Below are 16,174 nucleotides of genomic sequence, written 5' to 3'. Positions count from 1 at the left end.
AATGGTCAGTTTGACCAGACCAGGTTACATTCCAGCTGCACTGGTTATGAAAATATGCAAGCCTGACTAACCGCTCTGTCAGTCATTTTGGCAACAAATCCCTGCATACTGGGCCTACAACATCAAAGAACAACACAAGGAGTACAGATTATGCAGGGATCAGGAAGAATCAGTGCCGTTATCCAAACAGCCTTATACGCCTCTGCAAGCCCGTTCATAGGCATTGCTGAGGGAGTTCGATTGCTGACCACCATGGTAACCACACCCGGTGCTGTCGCAGGCTATCTGACGGGAAAACTGGTCAGCAAAGTCGTTGCAGCGGGTTGTCAAAGACTCAATAAAAACCGGACCATAAAGAACCCGATCGATGCCCCCAGACACGTCCGCCGAACCTTAAGGGTGCTTCAGACTGCTGGCGCCGTAACTGGCTCTGCTCTGGTGATCATGCAGGCACTTTCTCATCCTGTGTTAATGGCCTTGTATGCCGTCCCTTTACTGGCAACAGTAGCCAAACGAACCTTCAGGCAACTGATGTCCTGTAAAAAGGTTTACCAGGCGTTCAGAAGTTACGGGACTAATGAAACCCTGAAGAAAAACCTTCTGGTTCCTTTTGAAAGTCTGTACCCGAATATCTATTTCGATCATTTGTCAAAAACTGGAAACTTTGAAGATCTGTTCAGCTTGAAAAAACAGGCCTCAAACGGATGCAAATATGTCACAGGCTCGTAGAGCAAGGAAGGGAGCTACACACCGCTACTAAAAATCTGACATAATCTGTAATTATGTAGACTTATCTACGCCGTCCACATGGATGCACGACGAATCGTGTCTAACTCCACTCTTGCGTAGGGTTTAGGGTCTGGGCGACCCCGTCGAGCTGTAACGTGTCTCGACCATAATTATCAAGGTTAAAACTCGCACTGTAATCCCTATCATGCAGAGTTTTACATTTTGGACACCGCCACTCACGATCAGACAGAGTAAGATTATCATTTACGTAGTCGCAAGTATGAACCGCACACTTCTTCGAGCTGGGAAAGAACCGATCTGCAATCACAACCTGGCATCCTCTCAGCTCTGCCTTGTATTCAACCAGTTCTCTCAGCTTACCGAAACCTGCGTCACTGATTGCTCTTGCCAGTTTGCGGTTTTTTACCATGCCTTTGACATTCAGATTTTCGAGGGTGATTATTTTGAATCTTGACGTCAGATAATCACTTACCTCATGTAGTACGGCTGATCGCTGGTTACTTATCCGGTAATGCAGTTTGGCAACCGCTCGCTTGGCTTTCACATAGCGGTTGCTTCCCTTTGTTTTGCGGCTTAACGCCCTCTGTTTCCTGTTAAGTCGTTTCAGAGAGCCTTTCAGTTTCTGATTAGCAGCAAAGGTTTTGCCATTCGAACAAATAGCTAAATCTTTGATGCCAAAATCAACGCCTACAGACTCATTGCTTTGTGCTTTTGGGTCGAAATCCTGAGTGTCTACCAAAATAGAAGCGAAATACTTTCCGGCTCGCTTACTGATCGTCACCTGACAGGGTGTTCCTGTGAACCTCAGCTCTTGGCGCATCTTGATGCGGGTTTTCAGTTTCTCAATGCGAAGTGTTCTGCCATCAACATCGAACTTGGGTTTTTCTCTGAGAGAAAAACTGTCGTGTAGTCCTCGCTTCTTGAATCTTGGATAACCTGCTTTTTCTCCTTTCTTCACCCGACGAAAGAAGTGAGTAAAGGCGTCATGAAGATCGTCGATTGTGTTCCTGGTGACACGTTGGCTGACTTCGGCATACCAGGGAAACTCAAGCCTGAGTTCTTGGTATTTTTCATTGGCAGCCTTCTTTGACCATTTAACGCCTTCTTGATTGAAATGGGCTAACAGTTGATTGAACGCATGACGACGAGAACCACAAGCCCTATCAAGATAATCGGCTTGTTGTTTTGTCGGTCTGAGTTCAATCTTGTGAGCTAACAACATCTTGCAAAGTCTCAAGCATCTTTTTATGTTTCCTGCTTCGGCTGCCGTACAGTCTTGCGCTGAATACAGTGATTATTTCCAATACATCATTGGCTAGCTCTTCCTCAAACGAAGGCTGATCGCCTTTATGTACAATGACTATTTCTATTCCCTGCAATTCACATAGGGAGAAAACCAATTCAGAACCGAACCTTAGCAGCCTGTCTTTATGTGAAATCACCAGTCGTTTAATCTGGCGTTTCATTATCAACTCAAGCAGCTGATTGAGTCCTTTTTTCCGGTAGTTCATGCCAGAGCCAAGATCATGTATAACCTGAGTTCGCCAACCTTTTGCAGAACAGTAGGCTTCCAGTAACTCTTGCTGCCTGTCTAAGTCTGGCTTTTGGTCGTGACTGGAGACTCTGCAATAGCAAAGCGTAGGCGCAGCTTCGTTACTTAAGCCCATCAATTCAGACACGTCGTAGTAACGAGTTCCGCCTTTGGTCTTTCTGGCAGGAAGCAGCTCACCTGTACTTTCCCATTTACGTAGTGTTACTGGGTCTGTACCAAGTAAACGAGCTGCCTCACCTATCTTCACTAATCTCTTATCCATGCTTGAGATTATATAAGATTATTTTATATTATAATAGATTTCTGCGAACTGTTTTTAACCCCCGCAACGCGCCGATAATGAGTTAGCTTGCTGGTTTAGCTGTATCTTCGGTTTCCAATAACTCCTCAGCATCGGAACGAGGGTCAATCTGCGTGACAATGGGTGTTGTGCCGGGTACTGGAATAAAGTTCTGCTCTTCTCTGGTATAGATCGCAGGACGGTACGCCATTCGAATATAGAAGAAGATACTGGTAGCTCCCATCACCGTGATGAAATACAGCATCAGGCCTTCTGAAATATGGCCCATAAACAGCGATGCCAGGATCGGGCCGATACAGGCGCCAAAGCTGTAAGCGAGAAGAAGTCCCTGGGTTCCTGCAACGATATCATCCGGGTGCATATGATCACAACCGTGGCTGATGGCCATTGGATAGAGAGTGAAGGCAGCTCCGCCAAACAAAAATAATAATGGGTAATACAGCCAGCTCTCGCGGGAACTGAGGATCAGGAAAAGGCAAACGACACAACCTGCCAGGGTAACCAGAATTAACATTTTACGCCGATCGATAATATCGGAGAGGTAACCCACCGGAAACTGCAGTGCCATTCCGCCAGTCATGGTGATAGCCAGAAAGATCGCCACTGTGTGATTATCACTGTTGCTGGCGTCGGCCAGGTAAATTGGCAGCATTGAATACAAACCACCCAATACCAGACCACCGGCAAAACAGCCGAGCACCCCGGAAGGTGTCAGTTCAAAAAGCTTTCTGAATCCGAGTGAGGAAGCCACTTCTATCTCTGGTGTCGGGATTCGGGTCATTGCCGGTGGGAAGATCGACAATGACAGCAGAATACCGATCAAGATAAAAGGTGTCAGGCTACTGCTATCAAGGAAGCCTACAAACAGCTGCCCGATAGCGTTGGCGCCATAGAGTGACACCATGTAGAAAGACAGCACTTTGCCCCGATTTGAGCTTTCACTTTCACAGAGCAGCCATGATTCAACCACAACAAATATACCGGCCACCGCCATGCCGTTAAGGAAACGGAGTACCAGCCAGCTGATGGTATTCTCCGACAGTGCAAGACTTAATACAGTGGCACAGAGCAAAGCCATAAAGCAGGCGAACGAGCGAATATGGCCTACCCGGCAAACAATACTTTCTGAGCGAAACGATCCTGCCAGTAATCCCAGGTAATAGGCGGTACCCATCAGACCGGCCAGAAAGTCATTGCCATCTGTCGCATTGATTCTCAGAGGAATCAGCGTCGTCAGATATCCGCTGGCCAAGGCGAAGATAAACATACCTGAGAGTGGCGCAACAAAACGTACCATAGTTTGTAGCCCGATAACGGTGTTAACACGTAGAAAAGGCGAGCGATTTACTACAGGTTTTATCGGCCTGACAGGGATTGCAGATGCTCTCGGAAACGCTCCGTTTTTGATAATTATGGTCCAGAATCCGTTATTTTGGCGAACCCTTCAACGGAGAGAACAAGAAACCGAAATAAGCCCTGGAAAAATCTGTCACTAACAATCGAATTCTCAGGCTAGAATAGGCCTCCCCTGATAACCTTTGGAGCCATCTGTGGTTACGCTTGTTGCGTATGTTGTCATCGCTATTGCGGTGTCCTTTATCTGTTCGGTATTTGAAGCCGTACTGCTCAGCATCTCACCGGCCTACGTGCTCAGTCTTGAGCAGAAAAAAAGTAAGTGGGCTCATATGGTCCGCGAGTTGCACGACCATATTGACCGCTCCCTGGCGGCTATTCTGACCCTGAATACCATCGCCCACACCGTTGGTGCTGCCGTTGCCGGTGCCCAGGCGGCAAAAGTCTTTGGCGACGCCTCGCTTGGAATCTTTTCTGCAGTGCTGACGCTGCTGATTCTGGTGCTGTCAGAGATCATTCCCAAGACCATTGGTGCCAGCTGGTGGCAAAGCCTGGTGCCGACGATGGCAGTTGGTGTGCGCCTCATGGTAAGGCTGCTGCTTCCCATTATCTGGATTACCGAACTGCTGACCAGGAAGCTGGCTCCGAAAGACAAAAGCAACCCCTACCTGCGGGATGAAATCCACGCCATGGCGGATCTCGGTCTGCAGCACGGTGCCCTGCAGGGTGCTGAGTCTGAGCTGATGAAAAACATGCCCAAGTTCCGTGATCTGCAGATTGCCGAAATCATGACGCCGCGTTCAGTGCTGTTCTCGCTGCCAGAATCCACTACCAGTGATGAGTATATGAGCAAGTTTACCGACTCCTGCTTCTCGCGCATTCCGGTATATGGTGAAGACCCTGATGAAATCAATGGTTTCGTCATGCGCAATGACATTCTTTTGTCACAGCTGCGCACAGGAGGGAATACGACGCTGGCCAGCCTGAAACGTCCAATCATCGCGGTACTGGAAAAAGAGCCGTTACCAAAACTGATGGCTACTTTCCTGGAAAAACGCACCCATATCGCCATGGTGGTCACCGAGTACGGCGATATTCGCGGTATTGTCACCCTGGAGGATATGATTGAAACCCTGCTTGGCCGCGAAATTGTTGATGAAAGCGATGAGGTGGTCGATATGCAGCAGGCCGCCAAAACCAAGTGGGCCGTTCGCCTGACAAAAACGGACTCGTGAATAGCAACCTGATGCTCATGACCAACTGTGCCGGGCGGGCCGCAGATGCATGCCCCCCTGCATTGAGCCACTGAACAGGGCAATGTCAATGGAGACTGCCGGGCTCCCACCCGGCAAGTTTCTTATTTGTCGCAACAAACCCGGACTTAATCTGTTAGACTGCCCGCCCAGACACCGTTCACTGCAACATAAGGCTTTGCTATGCGTTTTCTGGATCAGGTTCAGGCGGCTATGGGTAAGAACAACTCTTTACTCTGCGTAGGTCTGGACCCTCTACCCGAGAAGTTTCCCGCCCACATTCAGGCGCTCGAGCAACCTATTCTGGAATTTAACCGCTTTATTATTGATGCCACTGCTGACTTAGTGTGTGCTTACAAACCCCAGGCCGCCCATTATCATGCCCGTGGTGCAGAAGACGAACTGGCCCAGACCATCGAATACATCAAGGATAATTACCCGGATATCCCGGTCATTCTGGACTCAAAACGGGGTGATATTGGCAGCACGGCTGATCAGTATGCGGCAGAAGCCTTTGATCGCTACGGCGCAGATGCGATCACCGTCAACCCCTACATGGGCATCGACACCATTGCGCCTTTCAGCCGATATGAAGACAAGGGCACCATCATCCTTTGTCGAACCTCCAACCCCGGAGCTGCGGCGATCCAGAACCTGAAGGTCGGTGACGACTTCCTCTATGAAGTGATTGCCCGTATGGCCAAAGAAGAGTGGAACAGCCATAACAACCTGCTGCTGGTTGTCGGTGCTACCAACCCTGAAGAACTCAAGCGTATTCGCGCTATTACCGGTGATATGACATTTCTGGTTCCGGGTCTGGGCGCCCAGGGTGGAGACGTAGAAGCCACCGTTAAAAATGGTCTCAACAGTCAGGGTGAAGGCATCATTGTAAACTCTTCCCGTGGCATCATTTACGCTGGCAGTGATGAAAACTTTGCCGAAGCAGCCAGAGCTGCTGCCATTGAACTCAGAGATCAGGTGAATCAGTACCGTTAACTAATGACGACCGGAAGATACCCTGAACGGATATCTTTCTTTGTTTGCAAGAACAAGCCCACCTTGGGCTGTGAAGACGGCACACTGATCTTGCCAGACAATGAATAAGTACCTGTGGGAAAATCATCAATCAGATAACACCAGCTTCTCCGACAGTTGCCCGAGGACATTTGATGACATCCTGGTTGATGACTTTCTTCCCGACCATCCACAACGCTAGCATGGCTACCATTCACTCAAGGTGCTTATTCGGCCGTTTGCCTTCAAGGTAGCAGGCATTGGCACACTGCGCGGTTCGATAAAGTAGTTTGCGAAGGCTGTATAAATCTCCTATAAGTCATCTTCTTTCTGTTTTTTAAAAAGGCTTGGGATGAATAGACGAATATTTTTGCTCTCTTACTTTATCATCCTTTTTCAAATACCCATTTCCTACGGGACAATAACAAAAACTTCACCAAGGGATTTTGTTGTAGAACGGGACGGAGAAACCAGGCAAATCACCATAGAGAGCATACTTGGTAACATTGAATATTTTGCCGAGGTTAAGCATAAAAGCTCCGGATGCCCTGGCTGCAGAATGTATTTAATTAGAACATCCGACGGGAAATATTATGTACATCATAAAAAAAATAGAGTGGAGGAACCCGGCATAAGGAATTTGATGTTACATTTCAGCGCCAGAAGTCAAACATCAGGGGCGCTTCTCTTCGTACCAGGAGAGGTAGCAGGGCAATATTTAGTACCCTGTTATCAAACATGCCTTGTTAGAAAAGGAATGCAAACCACACCCACCCCTAACTTATCGCAGCTACCCAATGGTGATTATCAAATGATTCCGGGACCAGAAAGATCAGTTTCTGAAACTATGATTGTTGGCGTTTTTGAAGTAATCGAAGCAATAACCTTTTAAAACAGCAGAGCCGTTGCGAGGAATTGCAACGGAGATACAGCTGTTCGGAACGCCCTTTCAACCCTTCCGTTGTTGGCTTCTATTTTTTCAGCTGTATACTTGTGCGTTATTTCTGATGAGGAAGCTTCCCATGCGCAGACTCAAGGAGCTGTTCGACCAAAACCGTGAATGGTCAGATGCTGTTCGGGAAAAGGAACCTGATTTTTTTGAACAACTTTCTCAACAACAGGCCCCCAAATACCTGTGGATAGGCTGCTCTGACAGCCGGGTACCTGCCAATCAGATCACTGGCCTGCTGCCTGGTGAGCTGTTTGTTCATCGGAATGTAGCCAACCAGGTCATTCACACCGATCTCAACTGTCTCTCTGTTATTCAATTTGCCGTTGAGTACCTGAAAGTGGAGCACATTATAGTGACCGGACACTACGGCTGCGGCGGCGTAGAGGCAGCGGTAAAGAATGGCAAACTCGGCCTGATTGATAACTGGCTGCGTCATATTCAGGATGTAGAGCACAAACACCAGACATTCCTGGACACTCTGGGCAGTCAGGAAGAAGTCTTCGAGCGCATGTATGAGCTGAATGTTGTAGAACAGGCTCTGAATGTCTGCCAGACCCCCATCGTCAGGGATGCCTGGCTGCGAGGGCAGGACCTGACGGTCCACAGCTGGATCTATGGGCTGAAAGACGGCCTTCTGAGGGACCTGGGATTATGTGTCTCTGATCCTGAAAGCCTGCATGGACTTTACAGCGATGCCATCAGGCAGATCACCAGTGCAGCTGATGGATGATATAGATACCCTTTCATTTTCTTGATCTATCCTTCCTCTGTGAAAACCAAATCGGAAGGATAGAATTATCAGACAGACACTCTTTACCGCACCGCTGTTGCTGCTGTCGTTTTTTTTCATCTCTCAGGCCAGAGCACTTGTTCTGGCAGCAGGTGATGAAGTTAAGGCGCCCTCAAAGAGAACGGAATCAGCGTTTTAACGGTGCCACGGTATCAGCCGCCCATCTGGATAGAAAGTCGCACTACCACCAGCACTACCACCTCTTCTCGATATACGTTCCACTATCACATCAGGAAATGGTTCTACTGCCCTTTCCCTGACGATGGTCCTGCAATAAGGACAGGTTGTATTTTGCCGTAGCCAAGTCTCCAGGCAGTTTTCGTGAAACATATGGTTGCATGGATCAAGAACCGTGACTTCCCTTCCGTCAAAAAGTTCAAGACAAATAGGGCATTGATCGGTCTCCTGTTGATAAGGTGACTGATTATTTGGGCTGCCGGGTGGTGTGATTCCGTTCATATCTCTTACTCCTATCTACTGTTTTTCAAATGAATTGTGACCTTGGATCATTGTCTATCCATTTAGTTCCCTGCGTTTATTTATTTTTTTATGCCCGACATGGGCGTGAACCTGAAGGGTGAAAGTCCCCTGTGGAAGAACCTGCATCTGACTGGCGGTAAAGACGCCTGCTGGTGACAACCACCAGCTTAAGGCGAGCGCAGTCACGCGAGGATCTTTGCGGGGGCAGTCTGTGCGAAAAAACATAATTTGCCGCAATCAGGTGACAGGATCACCGTTTAAAGTAAAAATAAATGCATCCTTGTGGGTGAAGTTTGTTCTTCACTCATAGCTGACTTGAATAAAATAAAGAACATTAAGCCGTACGCGCTTTCCACTCCAGAGGATAAACCTATGACACCTGCAAAATATCCGGTACTGATGAGACTGCTTCATTGGCTGATGGCCATTACCATCCTGAGTATCATTGCCAGTGGCTGGTATATGGCAGGCCTGTCCAAGGACGTCAGCTATAAATACGACATTTACCCCTGGCACAAGTCTTTCGGCATCCTTGTACTGCTGCTGGTTGTCATTCGTATTCTGATACGATGGTTCAGCAAAGTGCCCGAGCTACCCAAGGGATTGCCCAACCGTGAAAAGGTATTGGCCAGGATCACCCATTATTCGCTCTATGCCCTGATGATCCTTGTGCCTCTGAGCGGTCTTACCATGTCGGATGCAGGAGGGCGTGATGTTTTCTTCTTTGGCATCCAACTGCCCGAATTTATGGAAGACAACAAAGAGCTGGCAGGAACCCTTCATACCATTCATTCCTATATTCCCTATGCATTTCTGGCGATCATAGCCCTTCACATGGTGGGGGCACTCAAACACCGGTTCATGGACAAGCCTGAAAACGATGTGCTGGGCAGAATGCTGTGAATTTGCCAAAAAGGGCTCGACCGGGAGCCCTTCCTAGACTCTTTCCCAATGAGCCCCTCGCCCTTTGCCAATGGGCTTCAACTCGCCATCTCTTCGTTTCTGCTGAACCACCTTCTTTACCAGCTCACGACTGACCGTAGGCAACTGGATACAAATATCAGCCACCGAAAAGGGACCCTCTGCATTGTCAATAGCCATAGCAATCAACTGCGACTTGGGAGCACGGCTACCCTGGTTTTGCAAGGCATCCACCCTTAACTCAAGCTCTTCATACGCTTTGATCACACTGTCCAGAAAGAAGTTAATCCAGGGCATGGGGTTATGGGTCCCTTCATGCCAACCTTTAACACTAAGTTGAAGGGCATTCATATATGCCTGCTCATTCTGAGCAAAGATTCTTTCCAGACTGATATAGCGACAAATATCATAGCCATTAATGGAAAGCATGAGGGTAGCAATAAGGCGGGAAATCCGGGTATTACCGTCACTGAATGGGTGTATGCAGAGAAAATCCAATACCGCACAACTCACCACCAACAAAGGCTCTATCGTCTTTTCCAGACACTGATGATAGAGCGCCACGGTGAACTCCATCGCTTTCGGCGTTTCTGTAGCCGGAACAGTTCGATAAAGAACCCCGATCCGATTCCCCTCTGAATCACGCTCTACAATATCTTTGTTGGTCGCTTTCCAGCGTCCTCCCTCATGAGGGAAATGGCTGTATAGAGTGGCATGAAGCTGCCGGATCAAGCCCGGGGAAACATTGGTGTGCTCTGCAGGCTCCCTGACCCTGTCCAGTACATCGCGATACCCCGCTGTTTGCCTTTCAGCAGGGGTGGCTGGCTTAATCTCATATTGCACCAGTTTTCTTAATGCTTCCTTGCTGACGACAATGTTCTCAAGACTGTTGCCATACTCCACAGATTCCAGAGTAGCTACCTGCCTGAGAGTATCCAGAATCTCAGCTTGTTGACGCAGAGTATGAGGCTGCCGCCCCCGGAACTCTCCCATCTGTCTGAAGTGCCCCAACTGGGAGGCAGTAAATCGATAGTCTGACAAGCGTTCCAGCGTATGCATTTGGATTCCTGACTAACGGTTAATTATCGGTTAATAAACCTGTAAATTATGCCTGCAAGTCATTTAATATCCAATAAATTCATAAACTTACTAATACACATGTTAATCGTTAAAAAATGGTTAATATTCGATTATTTTGCATATAAACCGTCATATCGACAGATAAATTCATGGCTACTTTCATCAGTTGACCTTATCCGATAAACCAGGACCTGCCCTTCGAGTTGCATAATGCTTTACCCTACTCGCACCAGCCCCTCCCAATGCAGTGTTCATTAACGGTTGGGTGGAGTTGAACTCCTGAGGCTGGGGTTCTCAGAGCCGCTGAGACAATGAACTATTTTGCAAATCTCTGGATATTTCGTTGTCATGCCCCATTGAGGTATCTACCGGTCATATCAAAAGTGAAATTAATCAGATGGCCTAATCCGGTAAAGCTTGAGGTTGTAGCCTGTTCTTAGAGTATGCATAAGAACCTGTAATGCTTCATTCCATTCACAAACCAAGCCAGTGGAAGCTTTCAACGAGGCTCGCTCTCCAAGACTGTCAGAGAAACACAACATTCTCAGTGTCATAATGGCACCATTAACCGAGATAAAAACAGCAAATGTTGACTCATCGGGCTCCTGAATCACCATGGCAAAGGAGCCCTCTCCAATGGCATTGTCCATTATCATTTGAATTGAGTTGAATTCCTTAAGCTCATCAACCTCGAGGTCAATATTAAGGGCCATCATCGCTTGATCCATTTCCATTAAACTCAACAAGGGGTATAAATCCGGAAGCTGGGATTCGTCTAACTTCTGAGGTAACGGAATTTTTTGCAGACCTCCAGACATTTGATTCATGAAACATTGCCGAATAGCAATGTCATGCCCCGTTGCATTATCAGAAACCAGGAACACTTCAACCTCATCGTCATCATCAAATGCCTGCAAGGCTTCTACAGCTTCTTTATCCAGGCAATTAAAAGCCTTAGTGGCATTCTCCACCATGAGGTTGAACACATCATCATCGGGCAAGTGCACTTGATAAAGCTGGCCTCTTCTCGACTTATCCAGATAGCAGTTGATCGCAAAAACAAAGAGACTGTGTTTATTACTGGCATAGCCCATCACTTCACCATCCTGATTCAGAAGAAATACAAAAGCCAAACTATGTTCAATAATAATAAGAGCGAAGGAATAGCCTCCCTGAGAAACAGGAAGCGTCAGAAGATATCCCCGATCTTTCAAAGTCTCGATGGTACCAAGGGGTCGAGTGTATTCACTCATCCAACCAACAGAGATCAGTCCTGCAATTACATCCTGTTGAATAGCAGCCTGCACCTGAGTCAATAGTTGCTGAAATTTAAGTACCCCGCTTGAAGTCTCGAGGACGATCTTATCCATGGCGGTCTCCAGATAACAGACATTGAAAGACGAAGCTGAGAAGGCTTTCTGCTGACAGAAAGTTTCATCGACAGGCAAAGTCTGTAACTGGATAACACTAAAATTACAACGCTGGTTCATCCATTCACAATCAAGCTGATTTTTCTCATCAGTTACAGGAGCAGGGTCTGGAATAGTAAAAGCAACAAGCGGAAGCATTTCGCCGGAAAAACCACTCACGGATGGCTCTAATGAAACCATCTGGCTGGTTGAAGGCCCATCAAAAGCAACCATCCTTTTCCTGGGGCCAAGCCTCAGAACAGGAGCTGAAGGAGGCTCACGGGACAAAGGTTTTTCTTCACACTGGCAAGTATTCTCAGTGGATAAATACACCTCTCTGGATTTAGGGTCTTTGCCTCTGGCACTCTTGGCATAAGACTGCCCTTTTTTTCTTATTGTGGCCTGGGCAATCTGCCTTTTTTCCCTGAACCGCTTGCCACATTGATCACATCGACAATCACAGGCTCCAAGACTAAGGTCACACTGCTTGCACCTTTGACGACCCGATTTATCCGTTACTATTTTATCTTTATTGTAGTCATCGTATCCGTGACTGTAGAACGCTCCAAGCAACAACAATACAAACAAAAATATACTCAAACCCGCTCTGAGCATAAAGCCTCCTGAAACAAACCGTTCAGGCAGACTAGATACTTAATTAACATTCGTCATGGGGAATCGGGAATTTCACTCACCTTTCCGATGAAATGATCTGTTCCAGCCAAAGCGAGTCATCAGATCAGAGAAGACACTATCCAGCGAAGCAGTCAAAAGAAGTCGTTCACGGGTAAAGGGATGAGTTAATTCAAGCTCAGTACAGGCCAGTAGCAATCTACCTGCTGAAAAGTGTTTGGCAAAGTATCGATTATGAACCCCCTTCCCATGTTTGGCATCGCCAATGATCGGGTGGGCTATATGCTTCATATGCCGACGAATCTGATGTTTCCTTCCCGTTTTAGGCCAGGCTCTTACCAGGGAGTAGCGACTCGTTGGGTATCTTTCTATGGCAAGAGGCAGCTCAACGGTCGCCAGTCTTTCATAAACGGTGACCGCCTCCTGGGCCAGTTTGTCCTGCCGGGCCTTGCGGTCTGTCATTTTATCCAGCTCTTCTTTCAGAGGATGATCAATCACGCCAGACTCTGGCGCATAACCCCTGACGACTGCCAGATAGGTTTTCTCCACCAGCCCTTCCTCAAATTGTTTTCCAGCCAGCCGGGCAACCTCAGGCGACAGGGCAAACACTAAAACACCGGACGTCGGTTTATCCAGACGATGCAGTGGATAAACATGCTGACCTACCTGATTTCTGACGATCTGCAAAGCAAACCGGGTTTCATTCCGGTCAATCATGGAACGATGCACCAACAAACCCGACGGTTTATTAACCGCTACCAGCCACTGATCCTGGTAAATGATTTCCAGTGTTTCCGGGCTCTCTTCTGACATGCACGACATCCCAACATCAAAGCTCAATAGCAAAGGAGGCTAGTTTCATTCAGACACAGTACTCTTCCTGAATATGTAGAGGTCGTCAGGCTCCCCGACAATAAACACCGTTCCCTGTCTGTCCATAGTAACCCCTTCTGGCTGCTCAATTGTATTCTTCAATCCATGCCAGCCCTTCTCAAGCACCATAACACTGACGGCCTCTCCATTTTCGTCCAGCTCTGTCAAAGAATCGGACTGATCACTGAGCAAAACAAAATGCCTTGAAGCCGTATCGAAGTGCATCCCTGACAGGTCCCGATTGAAAAACCTCAGGCTTTCTTCCATTTCTTCCTGCTCACTAATCACCAGCTTTCTCTCTTTACCCTGCTCGGTGAAACCATCAATACGAAAAATCCGGATGGGGTCTCTCTCTTTGAGGACGTAGATCGATTTTGTCTCTGGATCCCAGGCAATGCCCTCAAAACCTTTGTTGCCTCCTTCTCCTATGCCAAAGGTAAAAGTGGACGCACTGGAGAAGTCGATCTCATTCGAATCCGGTTTAATGTCTACCAGCAACAATTCTTGCTGACGTTCGTTGACAACAATAAAACGATCGCCATCAGCCCAGGCAATACCTTCTACATCAGCATTAAGATTGGATTTCAGTTTTCTCTTGAGGTTTCCATTCCGGTCGTACTCCAGGACGTGGATCGAAGAACCTCCTCCGGATACAACATAAAGGGAATCGGTAACAGGACTCCATGTCACTCCGGATACCTGATCACCTGCATCAGCGAGTTTCACAGGCCCGGCCACCAACTTATAATCACTCAACGCAATGGCATTTGCCCACTGTTCGCTGGGTACTGTATGGGACAGGTATTCATTGTAAAGTTTGTCATTGATATCGAAATATTTAATAGCAACCACGGCCAGAATCAGAATGACAATGATCCCGAGGAAAAGTTTTCTGGAGTTCTTCATAACGGGGGAATACATCAATTTCAGAAGGGTTACTTTATGGATTGACCGGCAAAGCGCCGTCACATCCCCCCAAGATCAGACAAGTCAGCTCTCATAAGACCTTCGGTACCCAGGTCAAAACCTGCTACTGAAACATGAACATCAAACCAGCTCTTCAGGGCGCTGACATCTCTCTGAACGGGCCAGCGACCCGGATCTTCTTCCCAGGCGGAAAGCTCATTTTCCATCATGTCCCGAGCGTAGTTGGTTACTGCTGCTTCCAGACCTTCCTCTGTTTCCTGTTCATCCAGCAGGTAGGAGCCACCTTCCAGGCTCCATTCTTCCGGCAATTCTGTTCCCAGCCCTTTCGCCCATTCAATAAAAGGCTGTCTGGGCTTCAGGGTTACAACACAACGATTGATAAACTTCATGACTTCTACCATAAAAATGCAGCTTTTCTCGGATTCTGTAGCCATTTCGTGTACGAGGTCAGCTGCAATTTCCGGCCAAGGAGAATGTCTTATGAGGCATTAACGTCAATAGTGCTTCACGGACGAAGCATTATGCTCTTGGTGGATGGAGAAAATCAAACCATGGGAATTAAACATACTGCCCGGCACAATGACCTGAAGCCCAGGCCCATTGGAAGTTAAAGCCGCCCAAATGGCCGGTAACATCCAGAACCTCACCGATAAAGAAAAGCCCCGGCTGGATGCGGCTCTCAAATGTTTTCGAAGAGACTTTCGCAGTGTCCACACCACCCAGGGTGACTTCTGCTTTTTTATAGCCTTCTGTACCAGAGGGTTTCAATTCCCAGTTTTCCAGTGCCTGGACCAGGTCTTCAAGCTCAGCCGGCGTGTACTGTGCCATCAGTTTTTGACCATTGTCGGTTAATAGTCTCAGTTGACCTTGACCACATAAGGCTTGAGACAACCTTTTAGTCATATGTTCAGACAAGATTGTTGCCGTCTGTGCCCTGGGTCTTTGCCCGGTACAGGACTGAAGCCAACCATGAATATCTGCACCGGGAATCCAATTAATGGAAACCGTATCCCCCGGATTCCAATAGGATGAAATCTGTAAAATGACCGGCCCGCTGACACCACGATGGGTGAACAGAATATTTTCCCGAAAAGACTGTCCATTGCAGCTGGCGATCACTTCTGAGCTAACACCGGAAAGCTCTTCAAAGTGCTTAAGCCAGTCCTGATTCATGGTAAAAGGCACCAGTGCAGGCTTTTGCTCAATCAGTCTGTGGCCAAACTGTTCCGCTATCTGGTAACCAAACCCCGTGGCTCCCATCGTCGGGAATGACAGACCACCGGTTGCCACTACCAGTGACTGACTGAAGAATCCGCCAATGTTGGTTGCCAGCGCATAACCCGAAGATTTATTAGGCTTTATGGATTCAACACGGGCCTTGGCTCGAATGGTGACACCTGCATCCTGACACTCGCTGACCAGAAGGTCGACGATATCCTTTGAACGATTGTCGCAGAAAAGCTGCCCCAGCGTTTTTTCATGCCAAGCCACCTGATACTTATCTACAAGCGCCTGAAAATCCCACTGGGTATAGCGTGCCAGCGCTGACTTACAGAAGTGCGAGTTATTCGAAAGGTAATGGGCAGGTTCGGTATAGAGGTTGGTGAAGTTACAACGTCCCCCCCCTGAAATAATAATTTTCTTGCCAATTTTGTTGGCGTGATCCAACACAAGAACGTTACGACCACGATAGCCAGCTGTGAGCGCGCACATAAGACCCGATGCACCGGCACCTATGATAATGGCATCGTAGTCAGACTGCAGAGCTCTGGTCAGGGGCATATTTATTAGATCTCAAATAGACGGATAGGAGAAGCCTTTAGTATTCCGGGAGATAAACAGGCCCTGTAAAGAAGCCAGAGAGCAAAACCGACTAACTGCAACGG

Annotated in this window: 16 protein-coding genes; 6 read left to right on the top strand and 10 right to left on the bottom strand. The window is 47.7% G+C overall.

Annotation, left to right across the window (positions count from 1 at the left end):
- Positions 1 to 150: 150 nt before the first annotated feature.
- Positions 151 to 729: a hypothetical protein gene (locus P6910_RS00690; protein WP_317144366.1), complete on the top strand. Its 579-nt coding sequence runs from the start codon at positions 151 to 153 to the stop codon at positions 727 to 729.
- Positions 730 to 829: 100 nt separating this feature from the next.
- On the opposite strand, the gene P6910_RS00685 is transcribed toward P6910_RS00690, so the two are convergent.
- From P6910_RS00685 to P6910_RS00675, 3 genes are all read right to left on the bottom strand, one after another.
- Entirely contained in the window at positions 830 to 1,972 is a 1,143-nt protein-coding gene (locus P6910_RS00685) for an RNA-guided endonuclease TnpB family protein (protein WP_317144365.1), read from the bottom strand.
- Positions 1,950 to 2,564: an IS607 family transposase gene (locus P6910_RS00680; protein WP_317144364.1), complete on the bottom strand. Its 615-nt coding sequence runs from the start codon at positions 2,562 to 2,564 to the stop codon at positions 1,950 to 1,952. Before P6910_RS00680 ends, P6910_RS00685 begins: the two co-directional genes overlap by 23 nt.
- An 82-nt stretch (positions 2,565 to 2,646) precedes the next feature.
- Complete coding sequence (locus P6910_RS00675) at positions 2,647 to 3,900, bottom strand: MFS transporter (RefSeq protein ID WP_317144363.1); 1,254 nt, start codon at positions 3,898 to 3,900, stop codon at positions 2,647 to 2,649.
- Positions 3,901 to 4,153: 253 nt separating this feature from the next.
- On the opposite strand from P6910_RS00675, the gene P6910_RS00670 reads away from it, so the two are divergent.
- The 4 genes from P6910_RS00670 to can all read left to right on the top strand — a co-directional run bounded on the left by P6910_RS00670 (position 4,154) and on the right by can (position 7,905).
- A complete protein-coding gene (locus tag P6910_RS00670) occupies positions 4,154 to 5,191 on the top strand; it encodes a CNNM domain-containing protein (protein ID WP_317144362.1) in 1,038 nt (345 codons plus the stop codon).
- A gap of 201 nt (positions 5,192 to 5,392) precedes the next feature.
- Entirely contained in the window at positions 5,393 to 6,205 is an 813-nt protein-coding gene (pyrF, locus tag P6910_RS00665; protein WP_317144361.1) for an orotidine-5'-phosphate decarboxylase, read from the top strand.
- A 370-nt stretch (positions 6,206 to 6,575) separates the two neighbouring features.
- Positions 6,576 to 7,115: a hypothetical protein gene (locus P6910_RS00660; protein ID WP_317144360.1), complete on the top strand. Its 540-nt coding sequence runs from the start codon at positions 6,576 to 6,578 to the stop codon at positions 7,113 to 7,115.
- A 130-nt stretch (positions 7,116 to 7,245) separates the two neighbouring features.
- Entirely contained in the window at positions 7,246 to 7,905 is a 660-nt protein-coding gene (gene can / locus P6910_RS00655; protein ID WP_317144359.1) for a carbonate dehydratase, read from the top strand.
- 195 nt (positions 7,906 to 8,100) lie between these two features.
- Here the strand turns inward: can and P6910_RS00650 are convergent, their stop codons facing one another.
- Positions 8,101 to 8,424, bottom strand: coding sequence for an RING finger protein (locus P6910_RS00650; protein ID WP_317144358.1), 324 nt, complete (start codon positions 8,422 to 8,424; stop codon positions 8,101 to 8,103).
- A gap of 393 nt (positions 8,425 to 8,817) precedes the next feature.
- Here P6910_RS00650 and P6910_RS00645 point away from each other — a divergent pair, with 393 nt between their 5' ends.
- Entirely contained in the window at positions 8,818 to 9,348 is a 531-nt protein-coding gene (locus P6910_RS00645) for a cytochrome b (RefSeq protein WP_317144357.1), read from the top strand.
- A 33-nt stretch (positions 9,349 to 9,381) separates the two neighbouring features.
- Here P6910_RS00645 and P6910_RS00640 read toward each other — a convergent pair whose 3' ends face one another.
- The 6 genes from P6910_RS00640 to P6910_RS00615 form a co-directional block, all read right to left on the bottom strand.
- A complete protein-coding gene (locus P6910_RS00640; RefSeq protein ID WP_317144356.1) occupies positions 9,382 to 10,425 on the bottom strand; it encodes a Fic family protein in 1,044 nt (347 codons plus the stop codon).
- 410 nt (positions 10,426 to 10,835) lie between these two features.
- Positions 10,836 to 12,470, bottom strand: coding sequence for a hypothetical protein (locus P6910_RS00635; protein ID WP_317144355.1), 1,635 nt, complete (start codon positions 12,468 to 12,470; stop codon positions 10,836 to 10,838).
- Between the two features lie 72 nt (positions 12,471 to 12,542).
- The gene (gene truC, locus P6910_RS00630) at positions 12,543 to 13,301 is read right to left on the bottom strand and encodes a tRNA pseudouridine(65) synthase TruC (RefSeq protein ID WP_317144354.1); all 759 of its coding nucleotides are present in this window, start codon (positions 13,299 to 13,301) and stop codon (positions 12,543 to 12,545) included.
- 45 nt (positions 13,302 to 13,346) lie between these two features.
- A complete protein-coding gene (locus P6910_RS00625) occupies positions 13,347 to 14,267 on the bottom strand; it encodes an SdiA-regulated domain-containing protein (protein ID WP_317144353.1) in 921 nt (306 codons plus the stop codon).
- 59 nt (positions 14,268 to 14,326) lie between these two features.
- Positions 14,327 to 14,677 (bottom strand): hypothetical protein, encoded by a 351-nt coding sequence (locus tag P6910_RS00620; protein WP_317144352.1) that lies wholly within the window; start codon positions 14,675 to 14,677, stop codon positions 14,327 to 14,329.
- 169 nt (positions 14,678 to 14,846) lie between these two features.
- On the bottom strand, positions 14,847 to 16,070 hold the full coding sequence (locus P6910_RS00615) for an NAD(P)/FAD-dependent oxidoreductase (protein WP_317144351.1): 1,224 nt from the start codon (positions 16,068 to 16,070) through the stop codon (positions 14,847 to 14,849).
- Between the last annotated feature and the right edge of the window lie 104 nt (positions 16,071 to 16,174).

This window comes from Endozoicomonas sp. 8E, assembly GCF_032883915.1.
Lineage (GTDB): Bacteria > Pseudomonadota > Gammaproteobacteria > Pseudomonadales > Endozoicomonadaceae > Endozoicomonas_A.
Note: the sequence above shows the minus strand (reverse complement) of the source record. Positions and strands in the feature narration are given on the sequence as shown.